This is a genomic window from Aporhodopirellula sallentina SM41 (assembly GCF_000346505.1).
Taxonomy (GTDB): Bacteria; Planctomycetota; Planctomycetia; order Pirellulales; family Pirellulaceae; genus Rhodopirellula; species Rhodopirellula sallentina.
In genome coordinates, this window is sequence record NZ_ANOH01000400.1 from 24,342 (window position 1) to 44,949 (window position 20,608).

A 20,608-nucleotide genomic window follows, 5' to 3' on the forward strand; every position below is an offset into this window, starting at 1 on the left:
GGTAGGGTTCACGTTACGATAATCTTCTCGTAAACGGTTCCACCGCCAATGATTGCGCCAACACATGCCGACACCTGAACACCAACGATTACGCGAAGACGCTGCACGGGAAAAGAACTGGAAACGGTGGGGGCCTTACCTTTCTGAACGGCAGTGGGGAACGGTCCGCGAAGACTACTCACCGGGCGGACAATCCTGGAGCGATTTCCCCCACGATCATGCCCGCTCGCGAGCCTATCGGTGGGGCGAAGACGGTCTGCTCGGGTTCACCGATCGACAATGCCGGTTGTGTTTCTCAGTCGCGTTGTGGAACGGCAATGACACGATTTTGAAAGAACGCCTGTTCGGCTTGACCGGCCCGGAAGGCAACCACGGCGAGGACGTCAAAGAGATCTACTACTATCTCGATTCCACGCCGACGCATTCGTACGCGAAAGCGATGTACCGGTACCCTCACGCCCGATACCCGTACCGTGAACTCGTCAAAACGAATCAACAACGTGGTTACCTCGACCCCGAATATGAAATCGTCGACACCGGACTGTTCAACGAAAATCGCTTCTTCGACGTCACGGCGACTTACGCGAAAGCCGACGCGAATGATTTGTTAGTCGAAATCGAGGTGACCAATCAGGGTCCCGACGAGGCGGAGATCACGTTGTTGCCCACGCTGTGGTTCCGCAACACGTGGGTTTGGGGATGTCGTCACGAAGGATGCACCGCGAAACCTCGCATCATGCGAGACAAAACCGCCACCGGCCACGTCGTGCACACCACCCACGACACGCTCGAACCGTTCACGTGTGTCTTTGACGAGGAAAACGAATCGGAACTCCTGTTTACCGAAAACGAAACCAACACGGCGAAACTCTTCGACGGAGAAAACTTCTCGCCGTATACCAAAGATGCCTTCCACCGCTACGTGATCGACGACGAATCGACTGCCGTCAACCCAAAGCAATTCGGCACCAAAGTCGCCGCGAAATACCATTGGAAACTGGCCCCCGGTGAGTCACGCCGGACGCGAGTTCGATTGTGCATGCGCGACGAGGGATCGATCCCCGATCTCGGCGAACAGTTCACCACGACGTTGCAGACACGCAAGGATGAAGCCGACACGTTCTACGACGAAGTCATCCCTCAGAAAGAAACCGAGGCTCAGCGGCACGTGTCACGCTCGGCGTATGCGGGATTGATGTGGACCAAACAGTTCTATCACTACATCGTCGCCGATTGGCTCGACGGCGATGCCGAGGTGATGACGCCGCCGGAGTCTCGCAAGAGCGGTCGCAACCGCGATTGGAGGCACCTCTATGCCCGCGATATTTTGTCGATGCCCGACAAATGGGAATACCCCTGGTTTGCCGCCTGGGACTTGGCTTTTCACATGATCCCTGCCGCTCGCATCGATCCGGAATTTGCTAAACGGCAACTGATGGTGCTGCTGCGTGAATGGTACATGCACCCCAACGGGCAATTGCCGGCGTACGAGTTTTACTTCGACGACGTCAACCCTCCCGTCCATGCGTGGGCGTGTCTTCGAGTCTTTCAAATGGAAGCCGAAGCGGGCCGGCGCGACACCATGTTTCTCAAACAAACATTTCAACGTTTGTTGCTGAACTTCACGTGGTGGGTCAACCGTGTCGACAGCAACGGCGACAATGTGTTTGCCGGCGGATTCCTTGGGCTCGACAACATCGGCGTGTTCGATCGCAGCAAAGGTCTACCCGAAGGTGCCGCTCTCGAACAAGCCGATGGGACAGCATGGATGGCGTTCTATTGCGGCACGATGATGTCGATGGCATTGGAACTCGCCCGGGACGACAAGTCGTATTCCGACATGGCGTCGAAATTTCTCGATCACTTCATCCGGATCATCGACGCGATGAACGGACGCGACGGTGGCGGCCTGTGGGACGAAGAAGACGGGTTCTACTATGACCAACTCAAGATCGACGGCGAGACGGTTCCGATGCGGGTCCGTTCACTCGTTGGACTCTTGCCGTTGATCGCCGTGGAGGTGCTCGACGAAAAACTCCTCGACGGCCTTCCCGGTTTTCGCAACCGGCTCGAATGGTTTCTCAAGAACCGACACAATCTGGCCACACATATTTTGTTCGGAGAAAGCGACTCGGGACACCGAGAAATGTTGCTCGCGATCCCAACCCGAGAACGCCTCGAGCGGGTCCTCAAAGTGCTGCTCGATGAGAACGAGTTTCTCTCGAAATTCGGAATTCGATCGCTGTCAAAAGCCCACGAGGCGGAACCATACCAAGTCACCGTCCGCGGCCAAGAACACACGGTGGCCTACGTGCCGGGCGAATCGGACAGTTGGATGTTCGGCGGAAACAGCAATTGGCGTGGACCGATTTGGTTTCCAACCAACTATCTGCTGATCGAAGCGTTGCACCGATACCACGAATTCTTTGGTGACACCTTCCAAATCGAATGCCCGACCGGATCAGGCAACATGATGAACCTTCACGACGTTGCCAGTGAGATCAATCGCCGTTTGTCCGATATCTTTTTGTCGCCCGAAGGCGGCGGGGGCCGGCCCTGCTTGATCGGCAGCGGCATGACGGGCGACGAAAAACTGTGGCAGGAACACGTGCTCTTTTACGAGTATTTCCACGGTGACACCGGAGAGGGCCTCGGGGCGTCGCACCAAACCGGATGGACCGCTCTGATTGCCACCTGCATCGAACAACTGCACGGACGCATCAACGAAGGCGCACCGCCGGACCTCAACGAAACCGTCGGTTAGTGTTTTCTGTCAGAGTTATTTTCCGGTAGTGGATCTTGTGAAAGACCCTCTACCGCCGACCTGAACACCATGCGCCAGAATTCAGCCCCCGATCAAAGAGCTACCGAAGTCTGGCGACATCGGCCACGTCATTTTCAGATATCGCTCTAGCCGTTCGCTACGGCAACGGACGCGTACGCCCGTCCGCTCGGGCCTTTGCCAACGCGGCAGAAATGCGTTCGATCACTTCGGGGTTCTGCGACGCGAGATTGTTGTTTTCTCCGCGATCTTCTGTCAGATCGAACAGCTCGTGCTTCTTGCCGTTCTCACCCTTGGACTCGATCAACTTCCACTTGTCAGCACGAATCGCGATCGCGTCGTCCTTGGTGTCCCCTTGGACAAACCCGATCTCACGGACCGGTCCTTTCGGCTCGGCTCCCGTCATCGCGGGCAGAATGCTGAACGAATCCTCCCCCGCGTTGTCAGGCAATTTCGCGTCCCAGATCTCCGCCATTGTTGCCATGATGTCCGTCAGGATCACTAACTGATTCGACATCGAATCCGGAGTGACTTGACCTGGCCAGCGTGCGATGAACGGAATGCGATGCCCGCCTTCGTAGGGTTTCCCTTTCCCATCCTGCCAAGGCCCGTTGGTGTAATGCCCCATCTTTCTCGCGTCTTCTTTCGCGGTCTTGAATTTCTCGCGGATGTCGTGCGAATCGACCTGAAGATTCAAAATCGTGTTTTGCGTGCCTTTGAAATCCTTCGGACTGTTCCCGTTGTCGCTCGTGAAGATCAGCAGGGTGTTGTCGGCGATTTTCAGTTCGTCGAGCACATCGACAATCTCGCCGACGTGATGATCGAGTTCCTGAATATAGTCGCCGAGCATTCCGGCTTGGCTCGTTCCACGAAAAGGAGCGGCGGGCGTCACGTGCGTGTGCGGGGCGCACGGCGTGAAGTACAGAAAGAATGGTTGTTCGGCATTCCGACGGATGAAGCCGATCGCCTCGGAAGTCAAACGTGTGTCGACTTGGTCTTCAACGCGTGGCTCCAACAATCCGGACGGGAATTGTTGACCTTTGACGACCTTTAGTTTTGCGCCCGGTTTCAATCCGACAAAGTCATGGTTTCTGACGAACGCGCGATACTTGTCGTTGTGGTTAGTGGGAACGCCGAAGTGATAGTTGAACCCAGCCTCGAGCGGCCCGGGACTCAGCGGTGCTTCCCAATTTCGTCCATAACCGAGGTGCCATTTCCCCACCGCGGCCGATTGGTAGCCGTGTTCTGACGCGAGCGACGCAAGAGTCATTCGCCCCGGCTCGAGCTTGTACCCGTTACCTTTGCGGTGCAATCGCCAAGGCGATCGACCAGTCATCAGTCCATAACGCGATGGCGAACATACCGACGCCGCAGCGTGCGCGTCGGTGAACATCATTCCTTCCGCGGCGAGAGCATCAATGTTTGGCGTGTGAATTTTAGTAGCGCCGTAACAGCTGACGTCTCCGTAGCCGAGGTCATCCGCCATGATGATGACGATGTTGGGACGCGAGTCCGCTGACGCGACAGAGCAATACGCTGAACAGCAAACAATGAACAGTAATGGGACGAGTCGGTACATCATCGAAACGAACTACCTGGTGCGAGCAGTGGGGAAGGTACGGGGACGTCGGGGCCACCAACCGCTGCCAAGCGTCGGTGGCTGCAATTCAGTGTATTGACTTCCCACGGCAATGCTGCGCCCCATTTTGACGTTTCTTCCGAGCAGTTTTCGGCCGACGAGGAAATCACTCCCACGCGACTCAATGACGCATATCCTCACCGAGATGACGTAAAACGGCAGCCAAGGCAACATCCCGGCTGTCAAAATACTTTTCCCGCCGCCTTGATTTCGCGTTCCGCTCAGGCCTCCCACCGACATTGGCTCGATGAAGAATCTACGACTCCCCCACCGCATTCTCCTGTTCATCGCACTGATTTCCTTTGGTCTGCCATGCGATCATTCGGCCTCCGCGGCCGATCCCGCCGCCAAGCCCAACATCCTGTTTATCTTCGCCGATGACTGGGGATGGGGAGACTTGAGCTGCCACGGCCACCCGTACGTGCAGACGCCGAACATCGACCGACTGGCTCGCCAAGGCACCGACTTCCATCGTTTTACCGTTGCTAGTGGCGTGTGCTCGCCGAGTCGGACGGCGGCGATGACGGGGCTCTTCCCCGCGCGTTTCAACATTGACGGCCATTTCGCATGGGTCCCCAGCAACGCGAAACGGAACATGCCCGATTGGCTCGACACCGACGCCACGACGCTTCCTCAGTTGCTGCGTTCGGCAGGATACGCAACGGCTCACTTTGGCAAATGGCATTTGTCCAACGATATGATCCCTGACTCGCCGACACCGATGGAATACGGATACGATCGCTACGGCGCGTTCAATTGTTCCGGTGAACAGATGCCTGTCCACGAAGACGCCGACAACACGATTGAGTTCATTGAATCGGCCGTCCAAGATTCCAAACCGTTCTTCGTGAACCTGTGGGTCCACGAACCTCACACTCCGTTTCACGTTATTCCGAAATATCGATGGCGTTACCGCGATCATAACCTCGACGAAGCGGACGAGATCTATGCCGCGGTTTTGTCGCACGCCGATGATCGGATTGGTGAAGTCCTCGATGCGCTCGATCGCCTCTCCATCGCAGACAACACGTTGGTGATCTTCAGTTCGGACAACGGACCGGCACGAGCGAAGGGTTCCGCCGAACTGAAACTTTCTTATGACACCGCCACCGGTGCCGGATACGGAATCGGAGCCTCCAAAGGAATCACGCAAGGTCGAAAAGGGTACAAAGCCGCGTTGTTCGAAGGCGGTATCAACGTCCCGTTCATCGCGAGATGGCCGGGCAAGATCGCGGAGAATGCGGTTGATGATCGGCTGATGATATCGGCAGTCGACCTGTTGCCGACCTTCTGCGAAATCGCGGGCGCGGCCTTGCCAACGGAATACTCGCCCGACGGAATTAGCCAAGTCGCCGGTTTGCAGGGGCAATCCTCAACCGGACGCAGCAAACCGTTGTTTTGGAAGATGAGCGGTCGCGGCAACCCCGAGCAGCCGAACTCGTTTCACTGGGTCGATTACTGCATCATCGACCAAGATTGGAAACTGCTCGAAGATGAACAAACCGGCTACGTCGAACTGTACAACATCACGAGCGACCCGAAGGAGCAAAACGACCTTCACACCCAACACCCCGAAATCGTCGCCGGATTGCGAGAGAAACTCGAATCCTGGAAGGCGACGCTGCCTGAAAAGCCGGATTCGAAGAACTTCTCGTCGCTGCGTCGCAAATCCAAAAGCTAACCCGCCAACAGACAACACGACGCACTCAAATCTGGCGACATCGGCTACCTCCTTTTTATAAACGCTCATGCTCACACAGCCTGAAACTCACACCGGTCCATCGCACCGCGTAGCTGCGATCTTCGTGTTAACCATGGCGTGCATGTTCGCCGGTTTGAACGTCGCGACCGCCGACGAGCGACCGTCAAAGCCGAATGTTGTTTTGATCCTCGCCGATGACCTCGGATGGCAGGACGTTGGTTGCTACGACATTGATGAACCATGCCCTTACGAGACTCCTCATCTCGATCGACTCGCCGATCAGGGCGTGAAGTTTTGGCAAGCGTACTCGCCGGCTCCCACCTGTGCCCCATCCCGCGCAGCGATCTTGTCGGGAAAACATCCCGCCCGCGCACAGAAAACCCATGTCGTCGGTGGAGCGCCCCCGGCTCCACACAACAACCGGTCGCCGTTGATCTCGCCGTGGTACAGCGGACGCATGCCGCTCAGCGATGTCACGATCGCCGAATGTCTTCGCGACAACGGATACGCGACCGGGCACACAGGAAAATGGCACGTCGCCATTAACCATAAAGCGTTCCCACAACCGGAAGACCAGGGGTTTCAATACACGCGATCCGACCGCGGTGTCACGTCTCCGGCGAAACCGAATCGATTGACAGGCTTTGCGACCAACGCGAAGGACGATCCTTACCGGCTCGATGAGAATGGGTTTCCGTTTCACCAGAACACGGCCGATGCGTTGGAGTTTCTCGACGCCAACCGTTCCGAACCTTTCTTCCTCTACCACGCGACTTGGCTCGTCCACGCACCGATCCATACCCGGTGCGAACGGTTGCTGAAAAAGTACTGCCGAAAGATGCAGGTTCCCTTCCCGACCGATCCCGATCACTGGCAGGTCACCGGGCAACGCAACCCGTTCTATGGCGCCATGGTCGAGATGCTCGATTATTACGTCGGAAGAATCCTAACGTACCTCGATGAAACCGAAGACCCTCGTTGGCCAGGACATCGGCTGAGCGAAAACACTTACGTTATCTTCTCGTCCGACAACGGGGGAATGGAGCAGCATCCCGGCGAAATCATTACGGACAACTATCCGCTCGATAAAGGCAAAATCAACGCAAAGGAAGGCGGCGTTCGCGTCCCACTTCTCATCCGCGGACCGGGAATTGCGTCGAACGTGGAAACCGATGCGATGGTCAACGGATTGGATTTTTATCCGACCATTCTTTCGTGGACAAAGACGCCACCACCCGAATCACAGTTGGATGGTTCGGACATTTCAACCTATCTGCGTTCGGGCCTCGAAGACACGTCGCTTATTGTTGAACGCGACGGCCAACCACGCGATACGATGTTTTGGCACTTCCCCCATTCGTCAATGCAATCCACGATTCGTGTCGGCGGATTTAAACTGATCCGAAACTGGTCCGACGTACTGCAGGACGGGAACACATCGCTCGAGCTTTACCAACTCTACGATTCGCAGAATCAGCGGGTCGACATCGAAGAATCCAAAAATCTCGTCGATTCGTTCCCCGAAAAAGCTCGAACGCTAAACCAATTGCTGGAAGAAAAGCTCGTCGTTAATCAAGCGAGCCGTCCGTACCTCAACGCGACGCATCCACGCGGTTTACCCAACCAAGAGAAAGTTTGCTCGGCGATGGAGCACGGCCGAGACGGCAACCGCGTCTGGGTAACGTTTCAACAAAACGGTGCCGAGGTGACCCGCGCCAATTTGATCTACACCGACAACGGAGGCCAACGCTACGAAGAGTGGTACCGTTTGCCAGGCAGTGCTCAGAACGGCCGCGCTGAGTTCACGCTGCCTGAAGGCACAACACACTACGTGTTCAACCTGATCGACGAGAACCAATTCCTAGTCAGTTTTCCGGCGATCCCCGCGGCCAACAAACGAACCGGAAAGTACTCTGCTTACGCGATTGCGGTCTCCAACGATCCGTAGGATCTCGGGTGTATCCTGATGCAGTGGCCATCCTCATTCTCGACTCTCATCTCACCACTGATGACGGATACTAAGCTGCTCTTTCTCGAACGCCGCGTGACGCAGTCGACATCTCGTTCGCACCGAGAGAAGAACACTTGCTAGATCGACGCCTGATTGTCGGATCCCTTTGCCTGTTGCTCTCGCCGTTTGCTTTCGGCGATTCGGTCACTGACATGATTCAGTTCGGCAACGAGGCTTCGGAAGAATCGCATGCTTTCGATGCAGGAAAGAGCGAGATCGTCGAAGGAGGTCTCGGTGTTCGAGCACGCCGCCTGCTTCCACCGGGAAAACCGGGTTGGCGAGGAGGACGGATGACGTTTGAAATGAAAATCGATCCTGACGAAGTGAATTATGTCACCGTCAAGTTTTGGGGCAGCGATACGACGGGTGAACACAGTCGTCTGATGCTGTTCATGGACGGTAAACAAATCGGACAGCGCCACCTCGGCGAAGTGGACGCGTTGGACATCGCGGAAGATACCGAACGATTTCCAAATCGATTCTTCTACAAGACGTTACCACTGCCTCAGCAAATGACACGTGGCAAAACGAAAACTGACATCGCGATTGAAGGACAGGGTCCCGTGTGGGGTTACGGTTACACGTTCGAAAAATTTCAGCAACAGATGACCAAACCCTCACGAACGATCTACCGTGCGTACGTGCAGCAGAATCCGTTCTTCACTCCCGCCGAGGAGGAACCCCAGGGCCGCGAAACCGTCTTCCCGATTCGCAGCACTCCTGGTGCAGAGGTGATTGATGCCGTCAAAAAACGCGTCAATCGTGAGATCGGAAAACTGATGCAATCGAAGAAGGTTGCCAGCATGGAAGGCATCCGCTTCCTCGCCTACGCGAGTTTGACGTCATGGACCGATGCCTACCATCAAAAGAAAGTGCTCAACAAAGTCGTCCGGGGTGTCGATCATTACGCGATTCAGTTCCGTGACGACCCTGAGTGGGTGCAGAAGGAGTGGGTCGGTGCAGGCCCCGTTGCAGACGCGGTGCGCGTACTCGGCCGATCAGTAGGAATCTACTTGGACCATCCGGTAGACGGAACCGAGTCCACTCGCCGCGAACTTTGGACACGAATGCTTGCGGCGTCGCGAGACTGGCATATCCAGCATCGGCGTGCGTACACCAATCAAACGATGATCGTCGATCTGAACATCTATCGCTGCAACAAGGCGCTGCAACATGTAAACCTGCCTCGCGCGTGGCCGGAAGACAAGGTGGTGCGGTTGCTTTATGAAGCGGTCGGTTTGGAACCGTGGAGCGGCAGTTTGGATGCACAGGGCAAGTCCACCTGGCGTCTCGGCAAACGGTATCTGCAGTTAACCGAACGCGGGCTCACCAAAGAACTCGGCTACGTGGGCGGTTACGGTGAAATTGTCCTCGGCCTCACCAAGGCGATGTACGACGCCACCCGCCCAACGCTCGACGCGGAAGGCGACCCGAGAATCAAAGCCCAATTGGCGAAAATGGCTCGGGCTCGAGCCGTCTTCCGCGTCCCCGCGTCGGACAACGACGGCTTTCGAGCGATGCGTTTGGAGTCCGTGATCGGTTGGCGAGACTGGCACTATCCCGGCAACGTGCTGTACGTCCAAAGCCCAAACGGTGATGGTGGGCCACTCGATGTGGCTTGTGCGACGAAGGACAGTGCCCTGATCGGCATTTGCCAACAAATGCTCGAGGACAATCAGGTATTTGTAGCGATCGAGCGGGTGATTGAACAACGCGGTTTCGAGGCGCTCACCACGTTGCTTCGGGTTCCCGACAACTACGAGTCACTGCTGCAGTTTCCTAGCAGTTCGGCCCGGTTGCCGATGTCTTCGGATCGCCGTGACTTCGTTTACTTTGATCCCGAGATCGGGGTCGTGGCGGTAAAGCGTGGCAACGACATACTCTTCGCCTCGTTGTATTGGCGGTCTCGTTACGCGATTAATTTCCTCGCGCGTGTCCACTTCCTAACGCCCACAATCGAACGAGACGCGACGGTCAGAATCGGGACGTTGTTCACGCCGAGCGGGTTGACGTACACGATGCCAGATCAAACCAACGAGCCCTTCAACCGTCGGTATGAAAAACCGTACCAAGACGCGGGAATGCGGTTGGGAGCGGCCGGGGAAACCCAGCCGATCGCCAAGGTCCCTTCGTACGTGAAGGACTTCAAACCGGGGAAGGAAAATTACCATGCCGGCAAAGGCGAGTTCTACCTCATGCAGTACGGCAACTACTGCATCGCGATGAATTGCAACCGCACACGCAAGTTCACGTTCCCCATCCCCGATGGATTTGACGGTTCACGCAATTTGGTCGACAACACCACTGCCGATTCTTCTCAGCATTCCGTCAAGCCTCTGGAAACGGTAGTGCTCTATCGCGAGTGAACCGTTATCCGCTCAATCCTTCACTTTACCATCGCAGTGGACCGCATCTTTGTCCGGTTGACCGTCGTAATCGTCACAGCCCGCCTGCTTTTTCACACGCATGCGTTCAATGGTGTGATGAAATGACCCGGGTTTACGTCGCGTGTCAGGAAAAACCTAGCATTAGGTAGACGTTCTAGCGTGCCAGGCGATTTGTCTGCACTCCTGTGAACGAATTTTTCCTTGCTATCGGGGCAATCGATGTACAACGCGGTGAAAACTGCGAAAGGAAAACGCGACATGGTAATGTTGCCGGTCGACGAACTACACGTCGGGGCAATTTGTCGCTTTCCACTCGAAGACGATAACGGCCTGCTTCTCTTGGGAGCAGGTACGACGATCACCGCTGAACTGATTCAGGGGTTGGTTGATCGTGATATCGAGGAACTCGCGGTTAGCATCGAAGAGGTCGAAGCACTCCGCCGTCAGGACTCATTGTCAAGCAAACCGCTCCAAAGACGACGCCCCTCCAAGCCATCTTCCAAGCAGGACGAAGGTTTTCGTGCCGGCCATCCTTCAAAATGGCCTAAGGGAGTTCCACTCAAAGGGAACCTCGTCGATCGACACCACGAACCGATCAACCAATCTCGGCGTGAAGTCTTACGCGGACATGTGAAATTGGCGCGGGACGAGTTCGAACAAATCCGGCTCGAAATTAGCGATCGAAAACTGCAAACGATCGCGGCGCTGAATAACCTTTCGGCGGCGTTTGCGAGCGCGATCGTTGACGACCACGATCAGACCGTTGCGGACGTTGTGTCGGCCGATGAGTCCATGTCGTTGACCGACCGCAGCGTCAAACTCAGCGTGCTCGGGATGGCCGTCGGGACCGAATTGGAACTCGACGGACCGACCATCTTGGAAATCGGGACGACCGGTTTGTTGCACGACATCGGGCTGTACACAATGGACCCGGGATTGATCATCCCTGGACGCGGCCCTCTCAACGACGAAGAGATGTGGGAATACCGCAAGCATCCGATCAATTCGTCAAACTGCCTCCGCGAAGTGTCGGAGATTCCTCACTCGGTTCTGATCGCGATCGAACAGGTTCATGAACAGTTCGACGGATCGGGCTACCCATTCGGAATCGAAGGCAAACGAGCCAATTTGTACGCACGCATCCTGAATGTCTGCGACACCTATCTGCGGTTAACAACGGGCACGAGTTTCCGCAACGCCTTGGTGCCACACGATGCGCTGGGCGTGATTCTGTATCAGGCCCGGTATCAACTGTTTGACCCGGAAGTCGTTCGCGCATTCCTGCGTGTCGAATCATTGTTCCCGTTGGGCAGCCGTGTGCACTTCAACAAAGAACTTACCGCCGAAGTCATCCGTCGCCCGCTCGAAGGATACGCCCACCCGGTACTGCAGTGCGACGACGGAACGCGAATCGACTTGACGACCGAAACCGAAGCGATGATCCAACCGGTCGCCGATCCCGCTCGCAACCAAGCTAGATTGCCTCGCGAAATCATGGAAACGATGCGATGGAGCCCAGCGGACGAACTCATCTTCGACTAAACCGCTCGTCGTTTAGGGTGCGTCAGGAAACGCTCATCCCGAACACGTCGATGGTTGGACCAGGCGATAGAACCTTAAAATCAGGGACAAAGCCGTAGTGAAAGTCGCCAAGACTTTCGGTGTCTCGCGGCGCCCGCCGAAACTCATGGCGAGTTTCGCTACCCACATGGATTTTGCGTTTTGGCGCAATCGCCTACATCACTCTCAAAAACGCTCTCGCGATTTAAGTGAACGCCGATACGGCGTGATACGCGACGAACGCGGCTCCGTAGGCCAGCAGTGTCATGTAGCCGAACTGGAATGCCGCCCATTTCCACGACCCGGTTTCCTTCTTCGTGACCGCTTGCGTCGGCAAGCACTGCATCGCCAAGACGAAGAACACCAACAAACTGACACACGTCGCGGTGGTAAACACCTTCGTACCGTCGGGATAGGTCGCCGACGATAAACGATCTTTCAACGTCGACTCGTCTTCGGGCTCAGGACCGAGCCCGTAGAGAATCGAGAGCGTCGAAACCACGACCTCGCGTGCCGCGAAACTGGTCATCACGCCGACGCTGATTTTCCAATCGAATCCGATCGGTTCGAACACCGGTGCAACGACGCGGCCGAGTCGACCGATGATCGCGTGCTCCTGTTCCGCAGCAGCACGCAGACCGTCGAGTTCTTCCTCGCCGATCTGCTCAACGGCGACGCTGCGTGAGGCCATCTGCTCCTCGAAACGCTCATCGGAAAGTTTGGGGTAGGTCGACAACGCCCAAATCACAATCGAGATCATGAGGATCACCGTTCCGGCATCACGCAGAAACATCCACCCCCGTTCGTACGCGTATCGCAACGCGTTGCGGAGCGATGGGGTTCGGTACGGAGGAAGATCCAAAATCAAATGCGACGCCTCTCCCGGAAGAAGAGTCATCTTCAACAGGAAGGCGACCACGAAGGCAGCGACCATGCCCAGCAGATACGCCGACGCAAACAAAATCGCCGCCGAGAGCGGTGAACCGGGAAACAGCATTGCCGCGATGATCGCGTAAACCGGCAACCGGGCCGAACAGGTCATCAACGGAATAACCATGATGGCCGCCAACCGATCGCGTCGATTCTCGATGACTTTCGTCGCCATGATCGCGGGAATCGCGCAGGCGTGTGCGGCGAGCAGTGGCACGAAGGCTTGACCGGGCAAACCAACCCGACGCATCCAACGGTCCACAACAACGACCGCTCTGGCCAGGTATCCGGAATCTTCGAGCAACGCGAGCATGAAAAACAGAATCAGAATCTGCGGCAGAAACACCATCACTCCGCCGACGCCGCCGATAATCCCATCGACTACGAGACTCTGAAAATCACCCTCGGGCAACAAACCGCTGACAAAAGAAGCCAACATTCCAAAGCCGCTGTCCATCCATTCCATTGGCACCTGGGCGAACCAAAATACCAACGAAAACGCCAACACCATCACCGCCGCAAATACGACGGGACCGATGAAGCGATTGGTCAGGAAATAGTCCACTCGGTCGGCGGTCTCATCCGAAACCACCGAGCCGTCACGGATGCTCTCACGTGCCAACGCGGACGCCCATTGATGCCCATCCGCGTACGGACAGACTCGGCACGAACCGCATGACTCATCATCGGTCAAAACCGTGAGAACGTTCTCGGCCGGGGTTGGCGGACATTCGGGGGAACCGCTCGAGATCAACAGTGGCAGCGCGGGCCCAGCTAGCAAAATCGCGAGTTGCGATTTCAACCGATCAAACCCTTCGCCGGTTCGTGCGGAAACGCCGACCACCGGACAGCCGAGTTTGCGGCCGAGTGTATTGAGATCAATTTCCAAACCACGACGCCGGGCCGATTCGATGAAGTTCACCGCGACAATCGTAGGCCGTCCCTGCTGCAACGCCTCGCGGGCAACAAAGAGCGTTCGCTGCAGATTGGTGGCGTCGACCACGACGAGCAGCGCGTCGGGAACTTCCTCGTTTTCACCGAGTACGAAATCCCTCGCGACCTTCTCTTCCGGCGACGACGCGCCGAGGGTGTAAACGCCCGGCAAATCCACGAGCGAAATCGACTGTCTGTCGTTCAGCTCGACGCGACCGACTCGTCGATCGATGGTCGTGCCGGGAAAATTAGAAGTCTTGGCGAGAAGATTCGTCAGCCGATTGAACATCGACGTTTTGCCGACGTTCGGATTACCCAACATCGCGACGACTTTGTCGCCGGAACTCTTCTTACCGGATGCGTCTGAGGATTCCGAAGCGGCCGAGTCGACCGATGCGCTCATGAATGAGCCACTCGCATGTAGATGCCTTTGGCGATGTCGCCGGCGACTGCGATCTTTCCGCCCGCCGCTTTGACAATCATGGGATTACCGGCACGGGAAAGCTGCACCTTTTGCCCCTCGAACAAACCGAGTGACTTCAATCGAATCGCACACGCCTCGGGGAGATCCATGCGTGCGATCTCACCGGAGGTGCCGATGAAGTGATTCAAGGTGATTTCACTATTCATATGCGTCGGACTGCTCATGGAAAGCGGAGCAAAACCAGCCCCTAGTTGAGAATGATTCTCGTTTAGACGCAGTTTAAACGTCTCGGACGGCCCAGCCTAGTGGGTTTTCGACCGAATTCGCCGGGAATGGCTAGATTTTTCACAATTGTCGCAGGTCCGATCGCGTTGCGGGCGATGTCCGGTCGCGTTTCGTTTCCCTCGCGGCCAACTCTGTTGACCGATCCGCTAAGGATTGACGTCTCGGCTGGCGATCGTCGGTCGCTGGTCATGCCTCTGTTGGAACCTTCAATACCTCACCAAGCCCGTCATAGACTCGCCGAGCCGTCCGCTCGGCAGCCCCAATCACGGGCGAGATTCCGACGCCGCCGACCGCGTTGGTCATGATGTCGACGCCGGGAAGTTTGTCGGTCGCTGACTTGATCGCAGCGCCCCGTTCGAGGTGGCCGACTTCATACTGAGGCATCGACCGATTCCAACGCACGACTTTAACAAACGCGGCCCGTTGCTCGACGTCGCCGGGGTGTTGCAAACCGATCAAATCCGCGAGTTCCTTGGCAACAATTTGCACGATCGCCGAGTCCTCTTTTTTCAGCAGTTCGGGTTGCAGCATTCCGCCAACAAACGAACGGACGATCACATGATCCTTGGGAGCACGCCCCGCGTACTTTTCACTCGCGAAACTCGCCGCCAGGATCGAACGTTTCTCTCGCGGAGGAACAACAATGCCGAACGTCTTGGGCATTCTCGCAATCAACTCACGAGGGATCGCCATCACCACGATCGCGGTCGACGCGTAGGGGATCTCACGAAGACATTTCGCCAACGTCTCCGCCGCATCGCGCTGCGATTCATCGTCGAGCGTGGACTGCAGGTCTTCAACCAACTCGGCCGTGACCGATGACGGGGTCGTCAGAACAACTCGATCGAAAGACTCCTTCGCGAGTTCGGGCCGCGCCGACGATTCGAGCTGAAACACATCGCCTCGCCGCCGCAATCGATCGATCGGAGTTCGGGTTGCGATGTTTTCGCGTCCGACTTGATCTCGGAGCATTTCAATCAGTTCGATCATCCCACCGGGAAACGCGCGGAACTGTTCGTACCGCGCCCCGCTGCTGCCGCGTTCGGTGGAGTCCTCACCACTGCGGACTCGTCGCAACGTTGCCTTTGCCAGCGACCCGTCAGACGCTTCCATGTCCCAGATCGGTTTCATCGTTGCCGCCATGCTGAGGCGATCAACATCCGCCGTGTAGATCCCCGCAACCAACGGTGCAACGATGTTATCGAGACACTCTCGACCGAGTCGCCGTCGCACAAACGACCCGACGCTCTCGTCGTGAACACTCATGTCGCGTGGCTTGACAAAGCGTTCGGCTAGCAAACGCAACTTACCGGCAGGCGAGAGCAGCGGCGTTGTCACCATCGACCACAATTTGGTTGGTCGCATCAGGACGAAGCCTTCGGGGATCGGGATCAATCCGTTGCCGCGGGCAATCATCGCCCCTCGTCCCTCCGGATTCGGACGCAGCAATCGGTCGGCGACGCCGAGTCGTTGACACAACTCGATCGCAGCAGGCGGCTTCATCGCGAACATGTCCGCGCCATGGTCGACGATGAACTCTTCGCCCGATTCGCTGACGATCCGTTCGGTATGGATCACACCGCCATCGCGATCAGACGATTCGAACACCGTGAGGTTTGCGCCGCGGCCGCCTTCGTTGGCTAACAATCGCAGATGGGTTGCGACAGCGAGCCCCGACAGCCCGCCACCGATAATCGCGATTCGAGGTTCCGTCATGCTCAACGACCGCCGACCAACGACAGGAGTCCCTGAACGGAACCGGCGACTTGATCCGCGGCGCGATGGAACGATGCCGCATCGGTCGCCTCTTCGAGCGGAATCAACATCGAAACAACGCCTCCGACCGATTGCAATACACTGCCGATGGCTTCCGCCGAGATCGTTGGTGCGTCGATCATGCGTGGCTTCGCACCGCCCGACTGCCCGTACATGTCACCGCCGTAACTGTCATCCATGTAAAGATCCTCATCAAATTCGCTCATATCGTCGTATTGGCTCATGTCATCGTACTCGTCTGGACGACCGTATTGGCTCGGATCGTCGAACTGCCCCATGCCGTTTCGCGTTGGCTGCGCCGCCGGAGTCGGAACGCTGACATAACTCCCGCCGAGCCACTCCGAAACGCTCATCGACGCGTCATCGACACCCTGCAGTTCTTCGGTCTTCTGTTTCACCCACTCTTCGAACCCGTCGGCAACGGCCGCCGGCAACCAATAACCGTCAACTCTCTTCAGAGCGAGTTTGCGCGACGGCGGGTTGGCTCGCGAATGCCCTCGTTCATTCGATTGCGGTAGCGACTGTTCGAGGACAGCCTCGTCATCCTTTTGTTTGAGCAGCGTCCAACTCGCGGCCGGTCCGGTATAGGAATCCATGACCCGGGTGAGGTACGGCGCGACCGCGGCGTCTCGGCTGTGCAGCCATGCCCCGAATCCCTGTTCACGAATCCGGTCCAACGCGACCTCGTCGGCCGGGATCCCCACACGAACCGTTTCAGCAATCGGCAACAGTAGGTTCGTAAACGTTTCTCCGATCGGTGAAAGATCGCCCGGTTCGCCACTCGGGTCGAGCAACCTCGGATGGGACAAAATCCAATTCTGCCGCGTGACAAGAAGATCAGCGATCCGGTGGATCTGCCCGAGCGGATCAGCGATCCCTTGCGGATCGAGTTTTTGCATCGTCAATGCGGCGAGCTGATCGAGTTGGCTTCGGAACTTCGGCGGCATCGCGTCGTAAAGCACGACGAGGTGTCCGTTACGGATCTGCTGAGCGATCGCATCGACCGCATCGTCAGGTCCCATATCGGTGCTCGGCGGAGAATACTCTGGAGGCGTCGGGGGTGTCGGTAGCGGATTGGGGGCCGGTGCCGCTTCGATCTCGGCGTTGCGTTTGATCTCTTCGGTCAACGCCCTGCGTTCTTGTTCGAGACGTTCGGCAATCTTGCCCGCTTGGATTCGACTCCCCGCTTCGAAACTGTTGATCGGCACATTGATGCGGCGTCCGTTGGACAACACCAAGACAATTTGATTGTCCCACATACCGACCATTTCGGCTTCGATTGATTTGTCGCCGCTCAGGCTGGTCCACGTTTCTGCGGAGGCGTTCGATTGCCCTCCCGGACCCGACATCGCCCATCCGAAAACCGTCGCGACGCAGACCAACACCGCCGTGCGACCGATCGCATGATTCTCACGAACGCGACAATTTGTCGAACGGGATTGCCGCCTCTGATCCGTCACGCCAGAGCCAACCTTGTGAAAAGAGTGAAACATGTCGAAAGCCTAAAAAAAGAAGCTGATATAACGTGATCGAACCGAGCAACATGGCTCGCACTTTGCTCAGTTCTCGCAGAGTCGCCGGGCCACGGATGACGCAACGGAACAAATAAACCGGTTCGGAAACAACAACGATGCGAGCCCACCCCATAACACCGCCGCATTGCATTATAGTAATCTCTTCGAGACCCTGACCGCGGCATGAAACGCGAAAGGAATGAGCTTCGTGAGTGTTCGTGACACCCCACCGACAAACGGTCAATCGGGCCCCAGTGCTCAATCAGGCGCCAGTGCACAATCTACCCCAAATCCAACCTCGCTTGGCGATAAGAGTACACCAACCACGGTCGCAGCGGACGACGGGTCATCGGTAGGCCCGCTCGACATGCCGCCCAACGCGCAAGAACAGCGGCAACTCCGCGAACGATTCTACAACGCCACGATCATCGACCGGATTGATATCACCGATGACCTGGCGAAATTCCGGATCCGTCCCGACAACGGCATCCCGGCTTTCGATCCCGGACAGTACGTCGCACTCGGGTTGGGCAATTGGGAACCGCGACTGCTGGGGACGCAGCCGGAAGATGTACCGATTAACAAAGCTCGAAAGATTGTTCGCCGTGCGTACTCCATCTCCTGTCCGATGTTGGACGAGGAAGGCAACCTCGCGACGCAGGACTCCGTCGACTATCTCGAGTTCTACATCACCCTGGTTCGCCAAGGGGCGACCGCCGTCAGCAAACCTCCCGCGTTGACGCCGAGGTTGTTCGGTAAATCAGTCGGCGACCGAGTCGTTTTGGAAAAGAAGATCGTCGGCAAATACAAACTAGGCAGCTACGAACCCGACGACACCATGCTGTTCCTCGGGACGGGAACAGGCGAAGCCCCACACAACGCGATGGCCGCCAAACTTCTCGCGACAGGTCACCGAGGACGCATCATCATCGCGACCAGCGTGCGATACCGTCACGACTGTGCCTACATGAATGAGCATCGTGTGCTGATGCGTCAGTACCCAAACTATCTGTATCTTCCGATGACGACACGGGAACCCGAAAACCTTCAGCCCGACCATCCCCAGTTCGTTGGCAAGCAATATCTGCAGGCGATGTTCACCAGCGGCAAATTGTCCGAACTCGCCGAAGATCCACTCGATCCCGCAAACACACACGTGTTCCTATGCGGCAATCCGGACATGATCGGATACATCGCCCCGGGTGCCGAAGCACCCGAGAATCCTGGTATGCTACCGTTACTACGTGCCGCAGGATTTCGCGACGATGTTCAAGAGCATCATGCAGGGACGATCCGTTTTGAAAAGTATTGGTAAGCACCTCCTCCTCACAGGGCAAACAACATGGACCTCAGTAACACGATCGCGTTGATTCTTGGTGGCGGACGCGGCACCCGACTCTTTCCGCTGACCAAGATCCGCGCAAAACCTGCGGTGCCCTTGGCGGCGAAGTATCGGTTGATCGACATCCCGATTAGTAACTGCATCAACAGTGGTTTGAATCGCGCCTACGTGTTGACTCAGTTCTTGTCCGAAAGTTTGCACCGGCACCTCCGCCAAACGTACACCTTCGATCACTTCAGCAACGGATTCGTCGAACTTCTCGCCGCTCAACAAACGGTCAACTCCGGCGAAGACTGGTATCAAGGAACCGCCGACGCGGTGCGGAAGAACTTGGTTCACCTGCGAGAGAGCTGGATCAAACACGTCCTGATTCTCTCGGGCGATCAACTCTACCGGATGGATTTCCGCGAGATGATGAAAACCCACATCGAATCGGGTGCGGCCGCGACCATCGCCGGGATCCCCGTGACCCGCAAAGACGCTTCCGCTCTCGGCATCATGCAAGTCGACGATACCGGACAAGTCCGCGGGTTTGTTGAGAAACCGCAAACCCCCGAAGAAATCGCCCAGGTCCGGATGGAACCGAGCTGGATCGACGAGCGCGGCATCCCCAGCAACGGCCGCGACCTGCTCGCCAGCATGGGGCTGTATATCTTCGACAAAGACCTCATGGTCGACCTGCTCGAAAACAGCCTGCACAGCGATTTCGGCAAAGAAGTCTTCCCCGAAGCGATCAACACCCACAAAGTGCAACTGCACCTGTTCGATGGCTACTGGGAAGATATCGGAACGATTCGCTCGTTCTACGAAGCGAACCTGTCCTTGGCCAGCAAGAACCCGCCGTTCGACATCCGCAACCGCCACGCACCGATCTACAGCCGGCCGCGGTTCCTGCCGCCGACGATCATGGGCGACGCCACCATCAAAGGCAGCTTGATCGCGGACGGTTGCCGAATCGGTGACAACGTCACGATCGAAAACAGCGTCATCGGATTGCGAACGGTCATCGGCGACAACGTGACGATCAAAGACAGTGTTGTCATGGGTGCGGACTTCATCGAAATGCGTGGCGGTCCCCGCGACGGAAAACTCCCCGTCGGTGTCGGCGCCGGCAGCTACATCTCCGGTGCGATCCTGGACAAAAACTGCCGCGTCGGAACCAACGTCAAAATCACCAACGCCGCCGGTGTCGATCACCAAGGCGAAGAGGAAGCACTGCAGATCCGCGACGGCATCAGCATCGTGATCAAGGAAGGCCAAATCGAAGACAACTTCCAGTGCTAGCCAACCGGTAACCGAATTGGTCAAGACACCGGCCCGGGT

12 protein-coding genes are annotated in these 20,608 nt (G+C 56.9%); 7 read left to right on the forward strand and 5 right to left on the reverse strand.

Annotation, left to right across the window (positions count from 1 at the left end):
- Nucleotides 1-64 precede the first annotated feature (64 nt).
- Nucleotides 65-2,764, forward strand: coding sequence for an MGH1-like glycoside hydrolase domain-containing protein (locus tag RSSM_RS25780; RefSeq protein ID WP_008686715.1), 2,700 nt, complete (start codon nucleotides 65-67; stop codon nucleotides 2,762-2,764).
- A gap of 157 nt (nucleotides 2,765-2,921) precedes the next feature.
- Here the strand turns inward: RSSM_RS25780 and RSSM_RS25785 are convergent, their stop codons facing one another.
- Entirely contained in the window at nucleotides 2,922-4,364 is a 1,443-nt protein-coding gene (locus tag RSSM_RS25785) for a sulfatase family protein (protein WP_008686716.1), read from the reverse strand.
- A gap of 304 nt (nucleotides 4,365-4,668) precedes the next feature.
- Here RSSM_RS25785 and RSSM_RS25790 point away from each other — a divergent pair, with 304 nt between their 5' ends.
- The 4 genes from RSSM_RS25790 (at nucleotide 4,669) to RSSM_RS25805 (ending at nucleotide 12,063) form a co-directional block, all read left to right on the forward strand.
- Nucleotides 4,669-6,102: a sulfatase family protein gene (locus tag RSSM_RS25790; protein WP_008686718.1), complete on the forward strand. Its 1,434-nt coding sequence runs from the start codon at nucleotides 4,669-4,671 to the stop codon at nucleotides 6,100-6,102.
- A gap of 67 nt (nucleotides 6,103-6,169) precedes the next feature.
- A complete protein-coding gene (locus RSSM_RS25795) occupies nucleotides 6,170-8,071 on the forward strand; it encodes a sulfatase (protein WP_236621393.1) in 1,902 nt (633 codons plus the stop codon).
- A gap of 137 nt (nucleotides 8,072-8,208) precedes the next feature.
- Entirely contained in the window at nucleotides 8,209-10,500 is a 2,292-nt protein-coding gene (locus RSSM_RS25800) for a hypothetical protein (protein ID WP_008686721.1), read from the forward strand.
- 252 nt (nucleotides 10,501-10,752) lie between these two features.
- Nucleotides 10,753-12,063, forward strand: a complete 1,311-nt coding sequence (locus RSSM_RS25805) for an HD-GYP domain-containing protein (RefSeq protein WP_236621394.1) — start codon at nucleotides 10,753-10,755, stop codon at nucleotides 12,061-12,063.
- 223 nt (nucleotides 12,064-12,286) lie between these two features.
- Here the strand turns inward: RSSM_RS25805 and feoB are convergent, their stop codons facing one another.
- The 4 genes from feoB to RSSM_RS25825 form a co-directional block, all read right to left on the reverse strand.
- Complete coding sequence (feoB, locus tag RSSM_RS25810; protein ID WP_008686723.1) at nucleotides 12,287-14,347, reverse strand: ferrous iron transporter B; 2,061 nt, start codon at nucleotides 14,345-14,347, stop codon at nucleotides 12,287-12,289.
- Complete coding sequence (locus RSSM_RS25815; protein ID WP_008686724.1) at nucleotides 14,344-14,574, reverse strand: FeoA family protein; 231 nt, start codon at nucleotides 14,572-14,574, stop codon at nucleotides 14,344-14,346. Before RSSM_RS25815 ends, feoB begins: the two co-directional genes overlap by 4 nt.
- 265 nt (nucleotides 14,575-14,839) lie before the next feature.
- Nucleotides 14,840-16,369 (reverse strand): protoporphyrinogen oxidase, encoded by a 1,530-nt coding sequence (gene hemG, locus RSSM_RS25820; RefSeq protein WP_008686725.1) that lies wholly within the window; start codon nucleotides 16,367-16,369, stop codon nucleotides 14,840-14,842.
- A 2-nt stretch (nucleotides 16,370-16,371) separates the two neighbouring features.
- On the reverse strand, nucleotides 16,372-17,778 hold the full coding sequence (locus tag RSSM_RS25825) for a hypothetical protein (protein ID WP_144060125.1): 1,407 nt from the start codon (nucleotides 17,776-17,778) through the stop codon (nucleotides 16,372-16,374).
- A 364-nt stretch (nucleotides 17,779-18,142) separates the two neighbouring features.
- On the opposite strand from RSSM_RS25825, the gene RSSM_RS25835 reads away from it, so the two are divergent.
- Nucleotides 18,143-19,258, forward strand: coding sequence for a ferredoxin--NADP reductase (locus tag RSSM_RS25835; RefSeq protein WP_173403180.1), 1,116 nt, complete (start codon nucleotides 18,143-18,145; stop codon nucleotides 19,256-19,258).
- Nucleotides 19,259-19,285: 27 nt separating this feature from the next.
- Nucleotides 19,286-20,569, forward strand: coding sequence for a glucose-1-phosphate adenylyltransferase (locus RSSM_RS25840; RefSeq protein ID WP_008686729.1), 1,284 nt, complete (start codon nucleotides 19,286-19,288; stop codon nucleotides 20,567-20,569).
- Nucleotides 20,570-20,608: the final 39 nt, after the last annotated feature.